This window comes from Actinomycetota bacterium (genome assembly GCA_005888325.1).
In the GTDB taxonomy this organism is placed as follows: domain Bacteria; phylum Actinomycetota; class Acidimicrobiia; order Acidimicrobiales; family AC-14; genus AC-14.
The window spans coordinates 1-21612 of the sequence record VAWU01000006.1 but is presented as its reverse complement, the minus strand read 5'-3'; the positions used below and the strand labels follow the sequence as shown (position 1 = coordinate 21612).

Below are 21612 nucleotides of genomic sequence, written 5' to 3'. Positions count from 1 at the left end.
GTCGAGGAACTCGACCATCGAGGCATGGGTGCCGACCGCGACGATGAGCTCGGCCCCCTTCTCGTAGGCGAGGAGCATGGCGATGTCCTCGCTGGTGCCCGCGCCCTCGAAGACCGAGTACGCCCGCCCGAGCCGCTCGAGGCGCGCCGCACCCGGTGCGTCGCCGCCGCGGTAGGCGTGCACCACCAGTTGCGCGCCGCACCCGATGGCCCGGTCCGAGACCGAGTCGAAGTCGCCGATGATGACGTCGGGCTTCATGCGGAACTCGAGCAACGCGTCCGCTCCGCCGTCGACACCGACCAGGACGGGCCTTACCTCCTTGATGTAGGACCGCAGGATGCTGAGGTCCTGCCGGTAGTCGAAGCCCCGCACGACGACGAGCACGTGGCGACCGCGCAGGTCGACCGTGAGCTCGGGCAGGTTCGGCGAGTCAGTGAGCAGGTGCCGCTCGCGTCGCAGGTACTCGAGCGTGTTCTCGGCGAACCGCTCGAGCTCCTCGCCCATGACCTGCTTGGCGGCCTCCAGTTGCGCCTCGAGCGACCGGAGGGTGTGCACCTTGCCCTTGGCCCCGTAGCACCCGATCACCGTCGATGCGGAGCAGGTCGCCCTCGGCAATCGCATCCATGACGTCGGTACCGGTCTCGTCGATCAACGCGATCCCCGCCGCCGCCAGGAGGAGCGGCCCCACGTTGGGATAGCGCCCGGTGATGAAGCGTCCCGCGTTCACCACCGCGGCGACCTTGGCGAGCACGAGGTTCTCCGCCGCGACGCGGTCGAGGTCGTCGTGGTCGACGACCGCGATGTCGCCCGGCTGCAGCCGCCTCACCAGGTTCTTGGTGCGCCGGTCGACATGGGCGAAACCCGAGACCCCGCTCGCGTGGCGTCGGGCGGTGGCCACTAGCGCCTCCGCTCGCGGCTGGCGTGTTCGAGCAGCTCCTCGGCATGGCCGTGGGCCCGGCTGCTCTCGGGCTGTCCGGACAGCATGCGGGACAGCTCGATCACCCGGTCGGCGCCCTCCACCGGCCGGGCCGACGCAACCGTGCGGCCCGCGCGCTCGACCTTCTCCACCGCCACCTGTCGGTCGGCGAAGGCCGCCACCTGAGGCAGGTGGGTGACGACGAGCACCTGGTGCGACTCCCTCTCGACCAGCGTCGCCAGCGCGCGTCCTACCGCCAGCGCGGCTTCGCCGCCGATGCCCGCGTCGACCTCGTCGAACACCAGCGTGGGGGGACCGGCGGTGAGCACCAGCCGCGCCGCGAGCATGGCGCGCGCCAGCTCGCCACCGGACGCGATCTTGGCCAGCGGTCGCGCCGGCTCGCCCGGGTTGGCGCTCAGGAGGAACGTCACGTCGTCACCGGGCTCGTCCGCGCCCACCCCGACCTCGAAGCGGGCGCGCGGGAGGGCCAGCTCTCGCAGGTGGCGCTCGATCGCCTTCCCCATCCGGCCCGACGCGGCGCGCCGGGCCCGCCCGACACCGGCAGCGGCCTCCTCGATGGCTTCCACGACGCCCACACGTTCTGCATCGAGTGCCGCCGCCCGGTTGTCGACGTCGTCGAGCTCGGCCAGGCGAGCCCGTGCGGCGTCGCCGAATGCGATCACATCCGCCAGGGTGTCCCCGTACTTCTTTTGCAGGTCGCGCAGCTGACGCCGGCGCTCGCGTACCTCCCCCAGGCGCTCGGGGTCGTCGTCGATCGCCTCGGCGGTCGCGCGTGCGTCGGTGCTCGCCTCCGTCAGCTCCGCACCGACCGCGCGCAGCCGAGCCTCGATCTCGGCGAACGGTCGACGTGCCGACACCGCGTTGAGCGCGGACGCGATCGCGTCGAGGGCACCGCCTTCCTCCGACAGCGCCTGCCGCACGACCTCACCGGCCTCCCGATGGCCGCCCGCGTCGGCCAACCGGTCCTCCTCCGCCTCCAGCGCGGCGTCTTCGTGGGGGTCGTCGATGACCGCCTGCGCGATCTCGTCGACCTGGAACCGGAGCAGGTCGGCCTCACGCGCGCGCGCCCGCCGGTCGCCGCCGACCCCGCGCAGGGCCTCGTCGATGGCGGCCAGACGCGCCCGCGCATCGAGGAGCGGGCGGAGGTCGACGGCACCGAATCGATCGAGCGCGGCGCGTTGCACGGCCATGCCGAGGAGCGACTGGTGGGCGTGCTGCCCGTGCAGGTCGACGAGCTCGCGGCCGAGGTCGGCCAGCTCGGCCGCGGTCGCGGGGCGGCCGTCGACGTAGGCGCGCGATCGCCCGCTCGCGGGGACGATGCGCGACAGCACCAGCTCCTCGTCGCGGGCCACGAAGCGGGCGTCGACGCGGGCCTCGCCGGCGCCCGGTCGCACCAGCACCGGGTCCGCACGCCCCCCCATGAGCAGCTCGACGGCCTCGACGACCAACGTCTTCCCGGCGCCGGTCTCGCCCGTGAGCGCCGTCATGCCGGGGCCCAGGACGAGGCTCATCTCCTCGATGACCCCGACGTCGCGCACCACGAGCTCGAGCAGCATCAGCGGTCGGTCAGCCCGAACTTCGCCTTGAGCAGCCGGTAGAAGTCGCGGTTGCCGAAGGTCACCAGACGCGCGACCTGGGGCGCGGCGCGGCAGACGATGGCGTCGCCCCGCTCGAGCGCGCCGAGCTCCTCGCCGTCGACCGTGAGCGTGGCGGGTCGGTCGTCGATGACCTCGATGCGGATCGTCTCGGTGGGCCCGAGCACCATCGGACGGTCGAAGAGCATGTGCGCGGAGACCGGCGTCAACGAAAGCGCGCGTAGCGTCGGAGAGATGATGGGGCCGCGCGCGGAGAACGAGTACGCGGTCGATCCCGTGGGTGTCGCGACGATGAGGCCGTCGGCCGCGTAGGTCAGGAAGGAACGGCCGTTGATCGACACGGAGAGGCTCACCGTGCGGCCGGACGACGGCTTCTCGACCATCGCTTCGTTGAGCCCGATGCGCGAGCCCGCAGGAAGCGCGCCCGAGGGGGCGTCGACCTCGACCTCGATCATCAGGCGCTCCTCGATGCCGTAGTCACCCGCGACGAAGCGCTCGAGGGCGACGCGGAGCTCTCCCGGCTCCGCCTGCGCGAGATAGCCGAGGCGGCCCAGGTTCACCCCGAGCACCGGCACGTCGTCGCCCGAGACCAGGCGCACAGTCCGGAGCATGGTGCCGTCGCCACCGACGCTCACCGCCAGGTCGAGGCCGAGGGTGAGCTTGTCGGGGTCGCACGACGACTCGTCGAGACCGATCTGCGCGGCGTCGGGCGTGGGTACGCGCACCTGATGGCCCTGGGCGATCAGCCAGGTCGCGACATCGAGAGCGAGCGCGGTCGCCTCGGGGCGGAGCCCGTGCACGACGAGGGCGATGGTCGCGGTGCTGTGGCTCGTGGTCGCGGGGGCCATCTACGTGTCCCCGCCCGCCCTACTGGCCCCGCCGGCTCCGCCGGCCTCGCGGACGACCGCGTCGAGGTCAAGCGTCGTTGCGCCACGCTCGTGGGCGCGCGCGTGGACGAGGAACTCGACGTTGCCGTCGGCCCCCCGGAGGGGCGACACCATGATCCCCATCATGACGGCATCGTGGGCACGGATGGCGGCAGCCACCTCACCCAGCACCCGGCGCCACACCGCCGGGTCCCGGATCACGCCCCGCCCCCGCGACGCCTCCGCCCTGCCCGCCTCGAACTGGGGCTTCACGAGGGCGACGACATCGGCGCCCGGCGCAGCCAGCGCGAGCAGGTTTGGCAACACCGCCGCGAGAGAGATGAACGAGAGGTCCGCGGTCACGACCGGGAAGGGACCCCCTCCGACGTCGTCGAGCACGAGGCGCCGGACGTTGGTGCGCTCGAGCACCGACACGCGTCCGTCGATCCGCAGCCGTTCGTGCAACTGCCCGTAGCCGACGTCGACCGCGACGACGTGAGCCGCGCCGTGCTGGAGCAGGCAGTCGGTGAAGCCGCCGGTGGACGCACCCGCGTCGAGCGCGCGCTTCCCCCCGACGTCGACCGCGAATCGCTCGAGGGCGGCCGCGAGCTTGAGGCCACCGCGACTGACGAATCGGGAAGCGTCGCCCGCGACGTGGAGCGCATCATTCGTGTGCACGAGTCGCGAGCCCTTGTCCGCGGGCGCGCCCGACACCGTCACGCGGCCGGCCGCGATCTCCTCGCGCGCCCGCTCCCGGCTCGGCGCGAGCCCTCGGCGGACGAGCTCCGCGTCGAGCCGGCGACGCGTGGCTAGGCCTTCTTCGCGCCCGACGTCTTCTTGGCTGCCGACTTCCTCGCGGCCGCCTTCCTCGGGGCCGCCTTCTTGCCGGGAGCCTTCGACAGCCGGTCGATCCTGCCCTCGAGCCGCCGGATGTCGTCCTTGGTGGCGATGCCGAGCGTGGAGACCTGCGACTTGATCTCGTTGCGCACCAGCGTGACGAGCTCTTCGGTGTTCCTTCGGCTCCGGTCGACCAGCTCGTCGACCGCCTTCTGCGCCCGCTCCTGCTGCACCTCGCCCGCCTTCACGAGATCCCGCACGAACTCCTCGGCGCGCTTGCGCGTCGTCTCGCTGAAGGTCACGCCGACGTCGAGGTAGCGCTTCCACATCTCGTTGGCCATGACCGGTCAGGCTAGTCAGCCGCGACCGGTGCTAGCAATAGTTCGCACGCGGGCGGCTACCCTGCGGACGCCAGTGATCCCCATCAAGGACTACAACCCCACCACGCGGTTCGCGGTGGTGACGGCCGCCCTCATCGCGATCAACGTCCTCGTGTACTTCGGCGTGCAGCAGCGGCAGGGCACGCAGGACCAGTTCAGCTACGAGCGCGCCGCGATCCCCTGCGAGTTGGTGAAGCAGCGCCCGCTCACCCTGGTCGAGGTCGAGCTCACCCGGCGCGGGATCTCCGACCAGGCGTGCGGGGTCGTCGCGCCCGAGGGCATCGCCAACCGTCCCGACTTCCCCCACAAGCAGGTCGACCTGGCGGTGCTCTACTCGATGTTCCTGCACGCCAACCTGCTGCACATCGGCGGCAACATGCTCTTCCTCTGGGTCTTCGGCAACAACATCGAGGACAAGATGGGCTCCCTGCGGTACGCGATCTTCTACCTGCTGTCGGGAGTGGTCGCCACGTTGGCCCACGTCGCCGCCCAGCCCGACAGCACCGTGCCGCTGATCGGCGCGTCGGGCGCGATCGCCGGCGTGATGGGCGCCTACCTCGTGCTGTTCCCGCGCGTGCGGATCCGCACGGTGTTCATCTTCTTCTTCATCCTGATCCGCGACGTCCCGGCCATGTGGTTGCTCCTCGCCTGGTTCGTGCTGCAGTTCTTCACGGGCAACAGCTCCGGCGTGGCGTGGGTGGCGCACGTCGGGGGGTTCGCGTTCGGTGCGCTGGTCGCGCTCATCTTCCGCAGCCGGCTGCAACCCGGCCCACCGCCGGCACCACCTGCGTGGCGCGGGGGCTACTGAGGCCACGTGCCGGCGAGACGCGTACCTTGACGTGAGCGTCAGGGTTGACGACGCTGTCAGCGATGCCGGACCCGGTGCCCACGTCGATGCCCGCTGCCGTCTACCAGGGAAAGGGGGCGATCACGGTCGAGACCGTCCCCGTGCCGTCACCGGGGCTCGGCCAGGTGCTCGTCGAGATCAGCCACTGCGGGATCTGCGGGAGCGACCTGCACATGGTGCTCGAGGGATGGGGACGGCCCGGCCACATCGGCGGCCACGAGTCGTCCGGACGGGTGGTGAGCGTCGGTGACGGCGTCACTCGCTGGGCCGCGGGCGACGCGGTCGTCACCGGGCCCTCGCCCAAGTGCGGCGAGTGCGCTCCCTGCCGGGCCGGCCGTCCCTCGCTCTGCCTGAAGCGCGCCGGCCCGACCGACGACCACGGCTGGCAGGGAGCGTTCGCCACCTACGTGTGCCGGGACGAGGCCGAGCTCTATCGCATCCCCCCGAACCTGGCGCTGCGCCACGCGGCCCTCACCGAGCCGCTCGCGGTCGCGCTCCATGGCATCACGCTGAGCGGGGCCCAGCCGGGCGAACGGGTGCTCGTCACGGGTGCGGGGCCGATCGGCCTCCTGAGCATCGCGGCCCTGCGGGCCCTCGGCATCGACGACGTCACGGTCAGCGAGCCGTCGCCCCGCCGCCGTCAGCTCGCGCTCGACGTGGGTGCAGCGTCGGCGGTCGTGCCCGACGACCTGGTCAGCCCCGACTTCCCGACCCACCTGGTCGACTCGCCTTACCACGCGGTGCTCGAGTGCTCGGGTCATCCCGGTGCGATGGAATCGGGCCTGGGCCAACTGGCGCCGATGGGGCGGCTCGTGCTCGTCGGCGCGGGCATGAGGCGGCCCCGGTTCGACAACAACCGCATCCTGCTCAACGAGCTGGTGATCACTGGCGCCTACACCTACGACGCAGACGGCTACGCCCGGGCGCTCGAGCTGCTCTCGACCGGCCGCCTCCCCAACGACCTGCTCATCGAGCCGGCCGACGTGACCCTCGACGAGCTCCTCGACGCCATGCACGGGCTGGCGGCGGGCGAGCTCGCCGCCAAGGTGATGGTGGTCCCGAAATGAGCGAGCCACGAGGCACGGTGAACCGGTGAGCGCTCCGCGTTTCAACCACGTCGCCATGAGCCTGCCCGGCGATTTGCTCGCCGCGGGCAACCGGGCCGACATCGTGGCGTTCTACGACGAGGTGTTCGGTTGGAAGGAGATCCCCCAGCTGACCGAGGACCGCCGGCGCCTCGTGCTCATGGCCTACCGCTACGACCAGTTCGTGTTCCTCATCGCCGACGAGCCGCACATGGTCGCCCCGCGCCTCGACCACTTCGGCATGGGCGTCGACACCATCGACGAGCTCGACGAGTTCCTGCGCCGGGCCACGACATTCAAGGAGAGGGACGACCGGGTCGACATCATCGACAAGAAGGCCGAGGACCACGGTGTGCTCGTCATCACGAGCTTCTACGTGCGCTACCTCCTACCGCTGATGGTCGAGGTGCAGCACTACGAGATGAAGGACAGCGCGGACAAGTGAGCGTCAACCGGTGAGCAGCTCGCAGGTCGCTCTCGAGGACCCGTTCGAGCACTTCGACAACTCCATCGCGGGCGACGTCCGCGATCCCTATCCCGAGCTCGCCGAGCTGCGCGAGAGCACGCCCGTGCTGAAGGTCGGTGGCGACGGTGACGCGCCGCCGATGTTCGTGGTGTCGCGCTACGACGACGTGGCCCGGGTGCTGCTCGACGGCGAGACCTTCTCCTCGTCGATGCTCGCCGAGGTCATGGGACCGGCCATGGGCGAGCACATCATCCTCGGCATGGACGAGCCCGAGCACCGCCGTCATCGGGCGCTGGTGGGCACCGCGTTCCGCCAGAAGATGCTGGTCCGGTGGGAGAGCGAGCTGGTGCGTCGCGTCGTCGACGAGCTCATCGACACCTTCGTCGACGCCGGGCACGCGGAGTTGGTCCGGCAGTTCACCTTCCAGTTCCCGGCGCAGGTCATCGGCGGCGTGCTCGGTCTGCCGCGTGAGGACTTCCCCCAGTTCCAGGTCTGGGCGAGCGCGATCATCAGCGTGAACTCCGCTTGGGAGCGCGGCATCGCCGCGTCCGTCGCGTTCAAGGAGTACCTGGCGGGGGTGCTCGAGGAGCGTCGCGCCCACCCGCGCGACGACCTGGTCAGCGATCTCGCGGTGGCCGAGCTCGACGGTGAGCGCCTCGACGACGAGGAGATCTTCTCGTTCCTCCGGCTCCTGCTTCCCGCGGGCGTCGAGACCACCTTCCGTTCGTCGGGCAACTTCATCCATGCGCTCCTCACCCACCCCGACCAGCTCGATGCGCTGCGCCGCGACCGCTCACTGATGCCGCAGGCCATCGAGGAGGCGTTGCGGTGGGAGCCGCCGCTGTTGATCACGAGCCGCATCGTCACGCGCGACACCGAGCTGCGCGGTATCCCGCTGCCTGCCGGCGCGAACGTCACCGTCATGCTCGGCGCGGCCAACCGCGACCCTCGCCGCTACCACGACCCCGACCGATTCGACATCTTCCGTGACCCGAAGCAACACATCTCCTTCGGGCACGGGCCGCACATGTGCCTGGGGATGCATCTGGCCCGGATGGAGACGCGGGTGGCGGTCGACGCGCTGCTCGAACGCCTGCCCGACCTGCGCCTCGACCCCGCCGGTGACGACCCGCACATCCACGGCCAGATCTTCCGCTCACCCACCGCGCTGCCCGCCCTGTTCGGCTGAGCCACCGCCGCGTCGGGCACCGCTAGGTTCAGGGGGTGCCTCGCTTCGAGACCTTCGCCGGCATCCGCTACGACCCCACGCGCGTCGATCTCGACGATGTCATCGCCCCTCCCTACGACGTCATCGGTCCCGACGAGCGGGCTCGCCTCGAGGCTCGCAGCCCGTGGAACGTCGTGCGCATCGACCTGTCCGAGCCCGAAGCAGGCCGTGACCGGTACGACAACGCGTGCCATCTCTTCCACGAGTGGCTCGACGCGGGGGTCCTCGTCGCCGATGAAGAGCCGGCGTTCTACGTCTATCGCATGGGGTTTCACGACGAGCAGGGCCGCCCGCGCCAGACCGCGGGCGTGATCGGCGCGCTCGAGCTCTCCGTGCCGGGGCAGGGCGACGTCCTGCCCCACGAGCGCACGATGTCGAAGCCCAAGGACGACCGGCTCAACCTCATGCGCGCGTGCCGGGCCAACCTCTCCCCCGTCTGGGGCCTCTCGCTCGCGGCCGGACTGAGCTCGCTCTGCGAGCTCCCCGGTCCGCCGGTCGCGCGAGGCACCGACGACGAGGGCGTGCACCATCGCCTGTGGCGCATTGACCAGCCCGGCGTCGTCGAGGCGATCACCTCGGCCGTGGCGTCGTCAGCCGTCGTCATCGCCGACGGCCACCATCGCTACGAGACCGCGCTCGCCTATCGCGACGAGCAGCGCGCCGCCGGCGAGGGGCCCGGGCCGCACGACCTGCTCATGGCCTACATCGTGGAGCTGGCCGACGAGCAGCTCACCGTCCGTCCAATCCATCGCCTCGTCTCGGGCCTGCCCCCCACCCTCGACCTCGTCGACGCGCTGTCGCCCTTCTTCGACGCGTTCGACGCGGGGCCGGTGTCGGGCGCGTCGACGCTTCCGGCGCGCATGGTCGACGCCGGCTCACTGGCACTCGTCGGGCGCGACCAAACGTGGCTGTTGCGGCCCCGGCCGGACGCGTTCAGCGATGAGACCGCGCTCGATTCCAGCCGGTTGGCTGACGCGCTCGACGCGCTCCCCGATCACCACATCGCCTACCAGCACGGGGTAGACGCGGTCGTCGCAGCCGTCGAGAAAGGTGACGCGCAAGCCGGCTTCCTGCTGCGCCCCGCGACCGTGATGCAGATCGCGGCGGCGGCGCGCGCCCGCCGGCGGATGCCCGCCAAGACGACGTTCTTCTATCCGAAGCCGCGTACCGGACTGGTGTTCCGGCGCTTGACCCCTGGCGCTCCCTAGAGCGCGAGCTCCGCCAGCAGCTCCAGCGCCTCGGGCTGCACGGTGCCGACGATCATCGTGGTGATCGGCGATTCCTTCCACAGCTCGACCCTCTCGGCGATGCGCTCACGCGGCCCGCACAGGGCCACCTCGTCGACGAGCTCGTCGGGCACCGCCGCCGTCGCTTCCTGTTTCTTGCCGTCGAGGTAGAGCTCCTGGATCTCCTTGGCGGCGGCGTCGTAGCCGTACCGGCAGGCCAGGTCGTTGTAGAAGTTGCGCCCCCTCGCACCCATGCCGCCGATGTACAGGGCGAGCATGGGCTTGATCACGTTGCGACAGGCGTCGACGTCGTCGCCCAGGATGACCGCCACCGTGGGGGCGATGTCGAAGGTCGACAGGTCGCGGTCACCGACAACGTCGCCGAACACCTCGGCGTAGCGCGTCGCGGAGAAGAAGATCGGTAACCAGCCGTCGGCGATCTCGGCTGCCAGGGCCACGTTCTTGGGTCCGATCGCGGCGAGGTAGACGGGGATGTCGGCCCGGAGCGGATGGACGATCAGCTTGAGCGGCTTGCCCAGGCCGGTGGCGTCGGGTGCCGTGTAAGGGATGTCGTAGTGGGGCCCGTGATGCTCGAGAGGACGTTCGCGGCGCAGGATCTCGCGTACGATCGAGACGTACTCCCGCGTCTTCGCAAGGGGCTTGCCGTAGGGCTGGCCGTGCCAGCCCTCGACGACCTGGGGCCCGCTCAGGCCGAGGCCGAGCAGAACTCTGCCGCCCGACAGGAGGTCGAGGGTCGCGGCGGTCATCGCCGTGTTCGCGGGTGTGCGCGCCGGCATCTGCAGGATGGCGGTACCGAGATGGATCGTGCTGGTGTGCGCACCCACCCACGTCAGCGGTACGACCGCATCGGAGCCGTAGGCCTCGGCCGTCCACACGGAATGGAATCCGAGCGACTCGGCCCGCTGGACGATCGCGATCGTGTCCGCGGGGCCCGCGTTCCAGTATCCGAGGTTGAGTCCGAGGCGCATGGGCGCACGCTACCGGAGACGGCGCGGACGTAGAGTGACGAGCTTTTCGGGACGTCGGGGAGATGAGGCGTGAGGGCGAGGCTGGGCTGGGTGCTGGTCGCGGTGGGCGCCGCCGGCCTCCTCGGGCTCGCGGTGACGGCGATGGTGCTCCCCATGCGCGTCTCGATCCCGGGTGGGACCTTCGTGTGCGGGCGGCCGTACGAGCGCTACGACGACGCGGGCGTGAAGCTTCGCTGGATCAGTAAGACGTTCATCGTCAAGTCCCAGCATCCTGACGTGCCCATCGGCGCGCTGCCGGGCACGACGTGTGCGCACGCGGCGCGCACCCGCCTCGTGGTGGCCGGGGTCGGCGGGGGCGTGCTCGTCGTCTCGATCATCGCGGGCGCCCTGGTGGCGGGGAAGCGGGGCCGGCTCGGCCCGGCCGAGGATGACGATCCCTCGCCGGTGGCGCCGCAGGCACCGGGTTTGCGCCACGTCACCGCTCTCGACGGCATCCGCGGCGTCGCGGTGCTGGCGGTCGTCGCGTTCCACACCGGACAGCCCTGGGCGCGCGGTGGTTTCCTCGGCGTCGACGTCTTCTTCGTGCTGAGCGGTTATCTGATCACGACCCTGCTGCTCGTCGAATGGAGCCGCACCGGTTCCATCGGCCTCGGTGGCTTCTGGGCCCGCCGGGCGCGGCGCCTGCTGCCGGCCCTTCTCCTCGTGTTGGTGGGCGTGGGCCTCTACGCCCTGCTCTTCGCCCGCGAGGCGGACGTGCGTGGGATACGCCACGACGCGCTGGCGACCGTCGGCTACGTGGCGAACTGGCGGTTCATCTTCGCCAAGGCCGGCTACTTCGACGCCTTCGCCGTCCCCTCGCCGCTGCGGCACATGTGGTCGCTCGCGGTGGAGGAGCAGTTCTACGTCGTGTGGCCGGTCACCGCGCTGGTGCTGCTGCGGCGCTTCCGCACGCCGCGGGCGCTTCTGGCCGTCGCCGCGCTCGGCAGCGTCGCGTCGATCATCGCCATGTCGATGCTCTTCCACCCCGGCCGCGATCCGTCGCGCGCCTACTACGGCACCGATGCACGCGCCCACACCATCCTCATCGGCGTCATCGTCGCGGTGCTCCTTCTGGGTCGCGCCCACACTGCCCCGCGGTCGCGATCGCGCCCGCTCGAGGTCGCAGGTCTGATCGGAGCGGCCTTTCTCGTGTGGGCATGCGTCTCAGTCGACGGTCAACGTGCGTTTCTCTACCGCGGCGGCTCCGCGCTCGTGGCGATGGCCACCGCCGCGGTGATCGCATCGGTCGTGACCACCACTTTTCCGCACCCGCTCGCCCGCATCCTGTCGCTGCGCCCGTTGGCGTTCGTGGGCCAGATCTCCTACGGGCTCTACCTGTGGCACTGGCCGATCGTGCTCGTCCTCACCCGGGCGCGCACGGGCCTGACCGGCATCCCACTGCTCGGTGCCCGAGTGCTCGCGATGTTCGTCATCGCGTACTTGTCGTGGTCGTTGGTGGAGATGCCCATCCGCCGCGGCGCACTGCGAACGAGGCCGCCGGGCGTCCTCGTCCCGGTGGGCGTCGCGCTGACCATCGTGGTGATGATCGTGACCACGCTGCCGACGCGCGCAATTCCCAACCGGGTCTTCGGGGAAGTTGCCGCCGCGGCACCGTTGCCGGCGGGCTTCGTGCCGCGACCGGGGCCGCCGGTGCGAACGCTGCTCCTGGGCGACTCCGTCGCGTTCACGTATTCGTCGGGTCTCGAGAACGCGCAGAAGGAATCCGGGGTCGAGGTCATCAGCAAGACAGTCATCGGGTGCGGCATCGCCCGGGGCGGGCCCATCCGAACCCGGGGACAGGTCGGAAGGCCCCCAGCGGCCTGCGATGAATGGCCGCAGCGCTGGCGCGCGCTGGTCGACAGCAGTCATCCGGACATCGTCGCGATCGCGGTGGGTCGGTGGGAGACGGTTGACCGACGCCACGCGGGACGGTGGATGCACATAGGTGAGCCTGCGTTCGACGCGTACATCTCCGCGGAGCTCGAGCGGGCCGTCGATCTCCTGAGCTTCCGCGGTGCGCGGGTGGCCCTGTTCACCGCCCCGTACTACGAGGGCTTCGAGCGCCTCGACGGCGGCCGCTGGGTCGAGAACGACCCCCACCGCGTCGACCGCTTCAACCAGCTCCTCCGCGCCGTCGCCCGACGTCACCCGGGCATCGTGCAGGTCGTCGACGTGGGCGGGATCTTCTCGCCGAAGCACCGTTACACCAGACGGATTGGCGGCGTCGCGGTGCGCACCGACGACGGCACCCACGTGACATCCGAAGGCGCCCGGCTCCTGACGCCGACGGTGCTGCCGCAGCTCGCGGCGATGGCATCGCGCTGAGCCGCGCTGAGCCGAGCTCGGCTCAGACCTCCCAGGTGCCCCCGGAGCGCAACAGCGCCGACAGGTCGCCCGGTCCCTGGCGCTCGCGCGCGGCTGCCAGCTGGCGGTCGACCTCGTCGCCGTAGACGGGACGCTCGACGGCGCGGAACACGCCGATCGGCGTCGGCTCGTGGGGGCCGCGTGCCAGGCGCGACAACATGAACGCCAGGCCGGGCTCCTCGCGCTTCTCGTCGTGCACGAGGATGGCGTCGTCGCCCACGTCGGACGCGTCGACGATGCGCGCCCGTCCCTGGCCGTCGAGGACGACGCCGCGCTCGTTCTCGGGGCCGAAGCGGATGGGCTCGCCGTGACGCAGGTCGATGAGGTTCGAGGGCCGGGCCTCCTTGGCGAGGATCTGCTCGAACGCGCCGTCGTTGAAGACGTTGCAGTTCTGGTAGATCTCGACGAACGCCGCGCCGCGATGCTCGTGCGCGCGCTTGAAGGTGGCCTGCATGTGCTTCCGGTCCATGTCGTGCGTGCGCGCCACGAACGTGGCCTCGGCGCCGAGCGCGAGGCTGATGGGGTTGAAGGGGTGGTCGAGCGACCCGAATGGCGTCGACTTGGTGACCTTGCCGACCTCGCTCGTGGGCGAGTACTGGCCCTTGGTGAGCCCGTAGATCTGGTTGTTGAACAGCAGGATCGTGATGTTGACGTTGCGGCGAAGCGAGTGCACGAGATGGTTGCCGCCGATCGAGAGGCCGTCGCCGTCGCCGGTGACCACCCACACGTGCAGGTCGGGGCGCGCCACCGCGATGCCGGTGGCGACGGCGGGGGCCCGACCGTGGATGGCGTGCATCCCGTAGACGCTCATGTAGTACGGGAAGCGCGCCGCACAACCGATGCCCGACACGAACACCATCTGCTCGCGGCGCACGTTGAGCTCCGGCATCAGCATCTGCACCGCGGTGAGGATCGAGTAGTCACCGCAACCCGGGCACCAGCGCACCTCCTGGTCGCTGGTCCAGTCCTTCTTCGTGGTCACGGGGACGGCGGTGTCGGTCATCCGATCAGCTCCAGCAAGGCCTCTTCGATCTCGGCCGCCTTGAACGGCAGGCCCTTCACCTTGTTCACCGACTTCGCATCGACGAGGTAGCGACCGCGAATCAGCAGCGACAGCTGGCCGAGGTTCATCTCGGGCACCAGCACCTCGCGGTACCGGCCCACCACCTCGCCGAGGTTGCGGGGGAACGGGTTCAGGTGCACCAGGTGCGCCTGGGCCACCTTGAGGCCGCGCGCCCGGATACGCCGCACCGCGGCGGCGATCGAGCCGTAGGTGGAGCCCCACCCGAGCACCAGCACCTCTGCCCCCTCGTCGGCGTCGACCTCGACGGGCGGGATGTCGCGGTCGATCCCCGCCACCTTGGCGGCGCGCAGTCGCGTCATGAGCTCGTGGTTGTCGGGGTCGTAGGAGATGTTGCCGGTGACGTCGGCCTTCTCCAGTCCGCCGATGCGGTGCTCGAGGCCGGGCGTGCCCGGGATCGCCCACGGACGCGCCAGGGTCTCGGGGTCGCGCAGGTAAGGCATGAACCCGCCGTCGAGGTTCGCCTCGGTCGCGAACGGCACGCTGATGTCGGGCAGCGACTCCACGTCGGGCAGGCGCCAGGGCTCGGACCCGTTGGCCAGGTAGCCGTCGGAGAGCAGGAACACCGGCGTGCGGTACTTCAACGCGATGCGAACCGCCTCGATCGCCGCGTAGAAGCAGTGCGACGGGCTCATGGCGGCGACGATGGGCACGGGCGCCTCGCCGTGCCGCCCGAACATGGCGTGCAACAGGTCGGACTGCTCGGTCTTGGTGGGCAGGCCCGTCGACGGTCCACCGCGCTGGATGTCGATGATCAGCAGCGGCAACTCCAGGCTCACCGCGAGGCCGATGGTCTCCGACTTCAGGTCGATCCCCGGCCCGCTCGTGGTGGTGACGCCGAGGTGACCCGCGAACGCGGCCCCCAGCGCGGCGTTCACACCCGCGATCTCGTCCTCCGCCTGCAACGTGCGCACCCCGAAGTGCTTCTGGCGGCTGAGCTCGTGCAGGATGTCGGATGCGGGTGTGATCGGATACGAGCCGAGGAACACCGACAGCCCCGAGAGTTCGCTCGCGGCGATGAGCCCCCACGCCAGCGCGGTGTTGCCCGACACGCTGGTGTACGTCCCGGACAGGAGCGCAGCCGGCTTGATCGAGTACGTCGACTCGAACAGCTCCGCCGTCTCGCCGAAGTTGTAGCCCGCCTTGAACGCCAGCGTGTTGGCCTCGGCCACCACCGGACGGGCGCCGAACTTCTGCTGGATCCATTCGATCGTCGACTCGACCGGACGGGTGTACATCCACGAGATCACGCCCAGCGCGAAGAAGTTCTTCGACCGCTCGGCGTCCCGCGGCTTGGCACCCGTGGGCTTGGCCGCCTCGAGCGTGAGGCTGGTCATCGGCACCTCGTAGACCTTGTAGGCCTTGAGCGAGTCGTCGTGCAGCGGGTTGCTCGCGTACCCGGCCTTGGCCAGGTTGCGCTCCTCGAACGCGTCGACGTTGACGATGAGCGTGCCGCCCGGCGCGAGGTCGGCGATGTTCGACTTCAACGCCGCGGGGTTCATCGCCACGAGCACGCTGGGGACGTCGCCCGGCGTGAGGATGTCGAAGTCGGCGATGTGCACCTGGAACGCGGACACGCCGGCCAGCGTGCCCGCGGGAGCCCGGATCTCGGCCGGGAAGTCGGGCAGGGTCGACAGGTCGTTGCCGAAGAGGGCGCTGGCGCTCGTGAAGCGGTCGCCGGTGAGCTGCATGCCGTCGCCCGAGTCGCCGGCGAAGCGGATGACGACCCGCTCGAGCTCCTGGACGGGCAGACGGGCAGCTTTGGTGTCGGTCATCTGGCGTCGCTCACGATGGAGTCACGAGCACCCAGCCTATCGCCAGCGCGCAGCTTGGCTGACACACCCGTCATTCGTCCCAGGGTCAGGGCGACTAGGTGAGCCTAGGTGAGCGAGGCCTCGTAGATGCTCTTCACCGAGGTATCCAGCGCGTCGTCGAAGTCGCCGTCGCTCTGCTGCGCGGTGAGCCCCTGGGTGAGGGCCCGCGAGAAGCTCGCGATCACGCCGGGGTTGTGCGACAGCTTCGTATTGGCCTCGTCGCGGGTGTACCCGCCCGACAACGCCACGACGCGCAGCACCTTGGGGTGCGCGACGAGGTCGGCGTACAAGCCGTCCTCGCTCGGCAGCGTGAGCTTGAACATCACCTCCTGACCCTCGGGCAACGCGTCGAGGTGCTCGAGGATGGACGCCTTCAGGATCTTCTCGGCCTCGGCCTTCTGCGGGCTGTGGATGTCGACCTCGGGCTCGAGGATCGGCATGAGCCCCGCGGCGAGCACCCGCCGAGCGACGTCGAACTGCTGATCGACGACCGACTCGATACCCGCCTTGTTCGCGAGCTTGATGACCGAGCGCTCCTTCGTGCCGAACACGCCCTTCCTCACGGCCCGTGCCAGCAGCTCGTCGAGGCCCGGCATCGGCTTCATGAGCTGCACGCCGTCGACTTCGTCGGCGAGGCCCTTGTCGATCTTGAGGAAGGGCACCACGTGCTTCACCTTCCACAGGTACTCGGCCGAGCCCATGCCCTCGATCTCGCGGTCCATCGTCATCTCGAACAGGATCGCCCCGAGGAGGCGGTCGCCGGTGAAGCTCGGACTCGTGATGATCCGCGTGCGCATCTCGTGGATCCGGTCGAACATCTCCGCCTCGTTGGCATACGAATCGTCGCCGAGGCCGTAGAGCTTCAGCGCCTTCGCCGTGCTGCCACCGCTCTGATCGAGGGCGGCGATGAAGCCGTCGGTGTTGCGGACCTTTTCGAGCATCTCCTGGTTCATGTCGCTCCCCGTCGTTCGCATGGGCTGGCGTCGCCCGTGGGGACCATCTTCGCGGACCCGGCCCTGCCGCGTGAACCCCCGTCTACGGGGCGGCCGAACCGAGCTGAGCGCGCGCCCGCTCGAGCGCGGCGGCCATCCGCTTCTTCTGGCGGGTCGGCACCACCGCGTCGGCCACCACCTCGGTGCGACTCTGCGTCACCCCGCTCGCCTTGAAGAAGCGCCGCCTGACGCGCCCGATGACGAGCACCTCTTCGTCGACTTCGAGGTCGGCGGCGCGGGCCGGCGCTCGGAACCACGACACGGGCACGCTGTCGGCCCGCTCGGTCTCACGCGGGACGGTGAGCTCCAGCGTGACCAGCTGGTCGCCGGACGGCAGTACCCGCAGTTCGGCCGGCCGGGTCAGACGGCCGACGGCCACAACCACATTGATCACTCCGACACTCATGACTCTCCCCCTCGACCTCACAGCTCTCGTCGACGGGGGAAGCGTCGGCGCCACCCTACTCGGGGGTTGTGACAACTACTCCAGCGCCTCCAGGCGCTCGACGACGTCGGCGAACGACGCGTCGCGCGCCAGGATGCGAGCGAACAACTGGCGGGCGTGGGGCATGTCGCCCGCCCGCTCGTAGAGATCCGCGAGCGCGTACCAGAGACGCAGGTGGAACCACTTCGGGCGGCTCGGTTCGGCACCCTTGCGCAAGAGCCGGATCGCGGCACGCACCTCGCCCTGATCCGCCAGGGCTCCCGCGGCGACGATCCGGCCCTCGGTGACGACCTCGGCACCGGGTGACGCCGCACGCAGCTCCTCCCACAGCGCGGCCACCTCCGGCCAGTGCCCGAGGGCGCGGTGGCAGTCGGCGAGCACGGGGTGCTCGTCGTAGGCACGGCTGAGGGTGCGGTAGGCCTCGAGGTGACGGATCGCGTCCGACCACTTGCCCTGCCGGTAGAGCGCCAGGCCCAGCAGCTCGCGCACCGGCGCGACAGCGGGCGCCTGGTCGGCGAGGGACCGGAGCAGGCGGGTCACCTCCCCGTAGCGCTCCCGCTCGAAGGCGCGCGCCGCGTCTCCCAGCCGCCGTTCCGCCGCCCCCGCCCGCCGCTCGCCGACCGCCGCGGCCAGGTCCTCGCCCACCTCGCGCGGGGGCCGCGTGCGACGGCGTGCGGCGCCGCGCGCCACCGCCCGGGTGGCCTGCCGCCGCACCGGCTCTGCCCTCTGCGGCCGTTTCCGTAGGGGCTCCTGGCGCCACTCCTCCGGCTCCCACGCGGGAGGCGGTCCCGCCTCGGGGGGAAGCCGACGGGCACCGCCCCGAGGCCGTGCTCCCGGGGACGCGGGCGGAGGCGTGACCTGGTGCGCCCCGCGGCGGGCAACCGAGCCCCAGCCCTTCCGGGGCGGGGGGGCCGCGGCCTCAGCTGCGCGCTTGCGGCGCGGCGCCGGCTTGCGCGGCGGAGGTGTGGGGCTCATGGCGATGAGCGTAGCCAGGGCCGGACGCGACGAGGCCCCCACTGCGGGGGGCATCGTCGATTGGAGAAATCCGGCGGCGACCTACTCTCCCAGGGGGCCTCCCCCCAAGTACCATCGGCGCTGGCGGGCTTAACTTCCGTGTTCGGAATGGGAACGGGTGTGACTCCGCCGCTATGGCCACCGGAAACCTGTTTTCAATTGGAGGGTTTCCCCCCAAGACTTCCACAGCGAGCACGAGCGAGTTTGTTCCCAAGCCCTCGGCCGATTAGTACCGGTCGGCTGAACACGTTGCCGTGCGTACACCTCCGGCCTATCAACGTGGTCATCTAACCACGGGCCTTACCAGGTTGACCCTGTGGGAGATCTCATCTTGCAAAGAGCTTCGCACTTAGATGCTTTCAGCGCTTATCCCTTCCGCAGGTCGCTAACCAGCCGTGCCCTTGGCAGGACAACTGGCACACGAGAGCTGCGTCCGTCCCGGTCCTCTCGTACTAGGGACAGCCTTGCTCAGATCTCCTACGGCTGCGACGGATAGGGACCGAACTGTCTCACGACGTTCTAAACCCAGCTCGCGTACCGCTTTAATGGGCGAACAGCCCAACCCTTGGGACCTGCTACGGCCCCAGGATGCGACGAGCCGACATCGAGGTGCCAAACCTCCCCGTCGATATGGACTCTTGGGGGAGATGAGCCTGTTATCCCCGGGGTACCTTTTATCCGTTGATCACCGGCGCTTCCACATGCAACCGCTGGGTCACTATGCCCTGCTTTCGCACCTGCTTGACGTGTCAGTCTCGCAGTCAAGCTCCCTTGTGTCATTGCACTCGACGGCTGATTGCCAACCAGCCTGAGGGAACCTTTGGGCGCCTCCGTTACTCTTTAGGAGGCGACCGCCCCAGTCAAACTACCCACCTGCCGCTGTCCCCGACCCGGATCACGGGTCCAGGTTAGAGCTCCGGCACGAACAGGGTGGTATTTCAAGGTTGGCTCCACCCCGGCTGACGCCGGAGCTTCCAAGCCTCCCACCTATCCTACACAATCCGTACCAAAACCCAACATCAAGCTGTAGTAAAGGTCCACGGGGTCTTTCCGTCCTGTCGCAGCTAACGAGCATCTTTACTCGTAGTTCAATTTCGCCGGGTCAGTGGTTGAGACAGTAGGAAAGTCGTTACGCCATTCGTGCAGGTCGGAACTTACCCGACAAGGAATTTCGCTCAAGTTATCCGCATGTCGCCATGCGGCTTGGACCATATCTTCATCTCATCCGTCGAGATGAGATGGCTGGCGTATGGCCTCTGAGGATTCCAGGAAGCGTGAAGCCTTGCGGTGATTCATCGTCTCGACGACGCGTGCGATGTCTCCCAACCCGTTGGGCTCGAGGTGACGTCCCTCGTCCATGAGTTGGGGGATCCGCACGAAGCGTCGAAACTCGTCACGCTTGGCCGTCCGCAGCGGATGTGACTCGAAGAACGGGACGATCCGGTTCCGGAGGTCGACGCCACGACGGACCGAGAAGCGGTACATCGCTTCTCGATGGTTGTCGTGCCGCTGGTTCCGGATGATCGTTCCGCAGGCGAAGTAGTCCTTCAGCAACTCGAGTGACGGGAGCGAACGCTCGCCCTGCGTCACACTGAATTCGGGCTGGACCTGCCAGCCCAGCCCCGCACGATGCTGGCTCCGAAGCATCCTTCACCGTCGACGAATCCGACGATCCACCACGGCTCACTTCCTGGCCTTTCCTGCTGATTGTCCGCACCGGTCGCATTTTCACCGCTCACTGCGTCGACCCTATTGACGGGGCCTGACAGCAACCGGTAGCGCCGGATACACGGGGTTCCCAGCATTTGGCCAGCTGCACTCGACAGGATCGCTCCTGCGAGGGGCAACTACCCGCGCACGTGCGGGTTCTCTTACCTTAGGACCGTTATAGTTACGGCCGCCGTTTACCGGGGCTTAGGTTCAGAGCTTCGCCCTTGCGGACTAACCCTTCCCCGTAACCTTCCGGCACCGGGCAGGCGTCAGAGCGTATACATCGTCTTGCGACTTCGCACGCTCCTGTGTTTTTAGTAAACAGTCGCTTTCCCCTGGTTTCTGCGACCTCTTCGAGCTCAGGACGCGAAGTCCTTCACCCTACAGAGGCCCTCCTTCTCCCGAAGTTACGGAGGTATTTTGCCGAGTTCCTTAACCACTGTTTTCCCGATCGCCTTGGTATTCTCTACCTGCCCACCTGCGTCGGTTTGGGGTACGGGCACCGTGCCAGCTGGCTAGAGGATTTTCTCGGCAGCATGGGATCAGTGACTTCGACTGAGACGTCTCGGCATCGGATCTCGGGGTTTGTGAGGGCCGGATTTGCCTGGACCTCCCCCTACCTCCTTACCCCGGGGCAACCAACGCCCGGGTTCACCTACCCTCCTGCGTCCCCCCTTTGCTGCCCGCCTCGGGATGGGTCGGTTCGCTCCCGAAGGAGCAGCCCCTTAGCGATCCCGACTTGGGATGGGCGCGGACACGGTGGTACGGGAATATCAACCCGTTGTGCATCGACTACGCCTTGCGGCCTCGCCTTAGCTCCCGACTGACCCTGGGAGGATTAGCCTTCCCCAGGAACCCTTGGGCTTTCGGCGGAGGGGTTTCTCACCCCTCTCTCGCTACTCATGCCGGCATTCGCTCTCGACCTCGGTCCACGCCGGTTTCCACCGCCGCTTCACTCCAAGATCGACGCTCCCCTACCACTCCTGTCAGAAACAGAAATCCGCAGCTTCGGCTCTAGGCTTGAGCCCCGTTACATTGTCCGCGCAGGACCACTCGACCAGTGAGCTATTACGCACTCTTTCAAGGATGGCTGCTTCTAAGCCAACCTCCTGGCTGTCTGTGCAGTCCCACATCGTTTCCCACTTAGCCTAGAATTTGGGGCCTTAGCTGGCGGTCTGGGCTGTTTCCCTCTCGACCATGAAGCTCATCCCCCATGGTCTCACTGCCGGGCTCTGGAGCATTGGCATTCGGAGTTTGATTGAGTTCGGTAAGCTTGTAGGCCCCCTAGCCCATTCAGTGCTCTACCTCCAATGCTGAACACCCGACGCTGCACCTAAATGCATTTCGGGGAGAACCAGCTATCACCGAGTTTGCTTGGCCTTTCACCCCTATCCACAGGTCATCCCCCGTGTTTTCAACCACGGTGGGTTCGGCCCTCCACGGGGTCTTACCCCCGCTTCAGCCTGCCCATGGATAGATCACTCGGCTTCGGGTCTACCGCATGCGACTGAACGCCCTGTTCAGACTCGCTTTCGCTCCGGCTCCCCCTCGCGGGTTAACCTCGCCACACACGGTAACTCGCCGGCTCATTCTTCAAAAGGCACGCCATCACGGCCGCCACCCGTAGGTGACGACGACGCTCTGACTGTTTGTCAGCCAACGGTTTCAGGTACCATTTCACTCCCCTCCCGGGGTAC

17 protein-coding genes, 2 rRNA genes and 1 pseudogene are annotated in these 21612 nt (G+C 68.9%); 6 read left to right on the top strand and 14 right to left on the bottom strand.

The genetic code is table 11. The features are described 5' to 3' along the window. From E6G06_00885 to E6G06_00860, 6 genes and pseudogenes are all read right to left on the bottom strand, one after another. On the bottom strand, positions 1–504 hold a 504-nt coding region (locus E6G06_00885), incomplete at its 3' end, for a hypothetical protein (GenBank protein TML93784.1). Further along, a complete protein-coding gene (locus E6G06_00880; GenBank protein ID TML93783.1) occupies positions 431–898 on the bottom strand; it encodes a hypothetical protein in 468 nt (155 codons plus the stop codon). The genes E6G06_00885 and E6G06_00880, both read right to left, overlap by 74 nt. Beyond that, a complete protein-coding gene (gene recN, locus E6G06_00875) occupies positions 898–2493 on the bottom strand; it encodes a DNA repair protein RecN (protein ID TML93782.1) in 1596 nt (531 codons plus the stop codon). The genes E6G06_00880 and recN overlap by 1 nt, the downstream gene beginning before the upstream one ends. After that, a complete protein-coding gene (locus E6G06_00870; GenBank protein TML93781.1) occupies positions 2493–3380 on the bottom strand; it encodes an NAD(+)/NADH kinase in 888 nt (295 codons plus the stop codon). The genes recN and E6G06_00870 overlap by 1 nt, the downstream gene beginning before the upstream one ends. Next, positions 3381–4202: pseudogene (locus E6G06_00865) on the bottom strand (TlyA family RNA methyltransferase). It lies immediately after the preceding gene. 5 nt (positions 4203–4207) lie between these two features. Then, positions 4208–4576, bottom strand: a complete 369-nt coding sequence (locus E6G06_00860; protein ID TML93780.1) for a hypothetical protein — start codon at positions 4574–4576, stop codon at positions 4208–4210. On the opposite strand from E6G06_00860, the gene E6G06_00855 reads away from it, so the two are divergent. From E6G06_00855 to E6G06_00835, 5 genes are all read left to right on the top strand, one after another. After that, entirely contained in the window at positions 4575–5423 is an 849-nt protein-coding gene (locus E6G06_00855) for a rhomboid family intramembrane serine protease (protein ID TML93779.1), read from the top strand. The genes E6G06_00860 and E6G06_00855 overlap by 2 nt on opposite strands. Positions 5424–5485: 62 nt before the next feature. Continuing rightward, on the top strand, positions 5486–6529 hold the full coding sequence (locus E6G06_00850; protein TML93778.1) for a zinc-binding dehydrogenase: 1044 nt from the start codon (positions 5486–5488) through the stop codon (positions 6527–6529). A gap of 25 nt (positions 6530–6554) precedes the next feature. Beyond that, complete coding sequence (locus tag E6G06_00845) at positions 6555–6992, top strand: VOC family protein (protein ID TML93777.1); 438 nt, start codon at positions 6555–6557, stop codon at positions 6990–6992. A 10-nt stretch (positions 6993–7002) separates the two neighbouring features. Continuing rightward, positions 7003–8202, top strand: a complete 1200-nt coding sequence (locus tag E6G06_00840; GenBank protein TML93776.1) for a cytochrome P450 — start codon at positions 7003–7005, stop codon at positions 8200–8202. A gap of 35 nt (positions 8203–8237) precedes the next feature. Beyond that, positions 8238–9449 carry a DUF1015 domain-containing protein gene (locus E6G06_00835; GenBank protein TML93775.1) on the top strand — a complete coding sequence of 404 codons (1212 nt, stop codon included), beginning with the start codon at positions 8238–8240 and terminating at the stop codon, positions 9447–9449. Here E6G06_00835 and E6G06_00830 read toward each other — a convergent pair. After that, positions 9446–10456: an LLM class F420-dependent oxidoreductase gene (locus tag E6G06_00830; protein TML93774.1), complete on the bottom strand. Its 1011-nt coding sequence runs from the start codon at positions 10454–10456 to the stop codon at positions 9446–9448. The genes E6G06_00835 and E6G06_00830 overlap by 4 nt on opposite strands. A gap of 333 nt (positions 10457–10789) precedes the next feature. Between E6G06_00830 and E6G06_00825 the strand changes: the two genes are divergently transcribed. Then, positions 10790–12820: an acyltransferase gene (locus tag E6G06_00825; protein TML93773.1), complete on the top strand. Its 2031-nt coding sequence runs from the start codon at positions 10790–10792 to the stop codon at positions 12818–12820. 22 nt (positions 12821–12842) lie between these two features. Here E6G06_00825 and E6G06_00820 read toward each other — a convergent pair whose 3' ends face one another. From E6G06_00820 to E6G06_00790, 7 genes are all read right to left on the bottom strand, one after another. Beyond that, positions 12843–13862, bottom strand: a complete 1020-nt coding sequence (locus E6G06_00820) for a 2-oxoacid:ferredoxin oxidoreductase subunit beta (protein TML93772.1) — start codon at positions 13860–13862, stop codon at positions 12843–12845. Continuing rightward, a complete protein-coding gene (locus E6G06_00815) occupies positions 13859–15715 on the bottom strand; it encodes a 2-oxoacid:acceptor oxidoreductase subunit alpha (GenBank protein ID TML93771.1) in 1857 nt (618 codons plus the stop codon). Before E6G06_00815 ends, E6G06_00820 begins: the two co-directional genes overlap by 4 nt. A 104-nt stretch (positions 15716–15819) precedes the next feature. After that, positions 15820–16707 (bottom strand): fructose bisphosphate aldolase, encoded by an 888-nt coding sequence (locus E6G06_00810; GenBank protein ID TML93770.1) that lies wholly within the window; start codon positions 16705–16707, stop codon positions 15820–15822. 82 nt (positions 16708–16789) lie between these two features. After that, positions 16790–17152 (bottom strand): single-stranded DNA-binding protein, encoded by a 363-nt coding sequence (locus E6G06_00805; protein ID TML93769.1) that lies wholly within the window; start codon positions 17150–17152, stop codon positions 16790–16792. A 75-nt stretch (positions 17153–17227) separates the two neighbouring features. Next, positions 17228–17905, bottom strand: coding sequence for a hypothetical protein (locus E6G06_00800; protein ID TML93768.1), 678 nt, complete (start codon positions 17903–17905; stop codon positions 17228–17230). A gap of 329 nt (positions 17906–18234) precedes the next feature. Next, positions 18235–18351, bottom strand: a 5S ribosomal RNA gene (gene rrf / locus E6G06_00795). A gap of 58 nt (positions 18352–18409) precedes the next feature. Then, positions 18410–21612, bottom strand: a 23S ribosomal RNA gene (locus E6G06_00790); the annotation flags it as partial.

Coding starts and splice junctions, on each gene's coding strand:
- E6G06_00810 (TML93770.1), bottom strand. CDS start 16,707: ATGAACCAGGAGATGCTCGAAAAGGTCCGCAACACCGACGGCTTCATC.
- E6G06_00820 (TML93772.1), bottom strand. CDS start 13,862: ATGACCGACACCGCCGTCCCCGTGACCACGAAGAAGGACTGGACCAGC.
- E6G06_00805 (TML93769.1), bottom strand. CDS start 17,152: ATGAGTGTCGGAGTGATCAATGTGGTTGTGGCCGTCGGCCGTCTGACC.
- E6G06_00815 (TML93771.1), bottom strand. CDS start 15,715: ATGACCGACACCAAAGCTGCCCGTCTGCCCGTCCAGGAGCTCGAGCGG.
- E6G06_00870 (TML93781.1), bottom strand. CDS start 3,380: ATGGCCCCCGCGACCACGAGCCACAGCACCGCGACCATCGCCCTCGTC.
- E6G06_00830 (TML93774.1), bottom strand. CDS start 10,456: ATGCGCCTCGGACTCAACCTCGGATACTGGAACGCGGGCCCCGCGGAC.
- recN (TML93782.1), bottom strand. CDS start 2,493: ATGCTGCTCGAGCTCGTGGTGCGCGACGTCGGGGTCATCGAGGAGATG.
- E6G06_00855 (TML93779.1), top strand. CDS start 4,575: ATGACCGGTCAGGCTAGTCAGCCGCGACCGGTGCTAGCAATAGTTCGC.
- E6G06_00860 (TML93780.1), bottom strand. CDS start 4,576: ATGGCCAACGAGATGTGGAAGCGCTACCTCGACGTCGGCGTGACCTTC.
- E6G06_00850 (TML93778.1), top strand. CDS start 5,486: ATGCCGGACCCGGTGCCCACGTCGATGCCCGCTGCCGTCTACCAGGGA.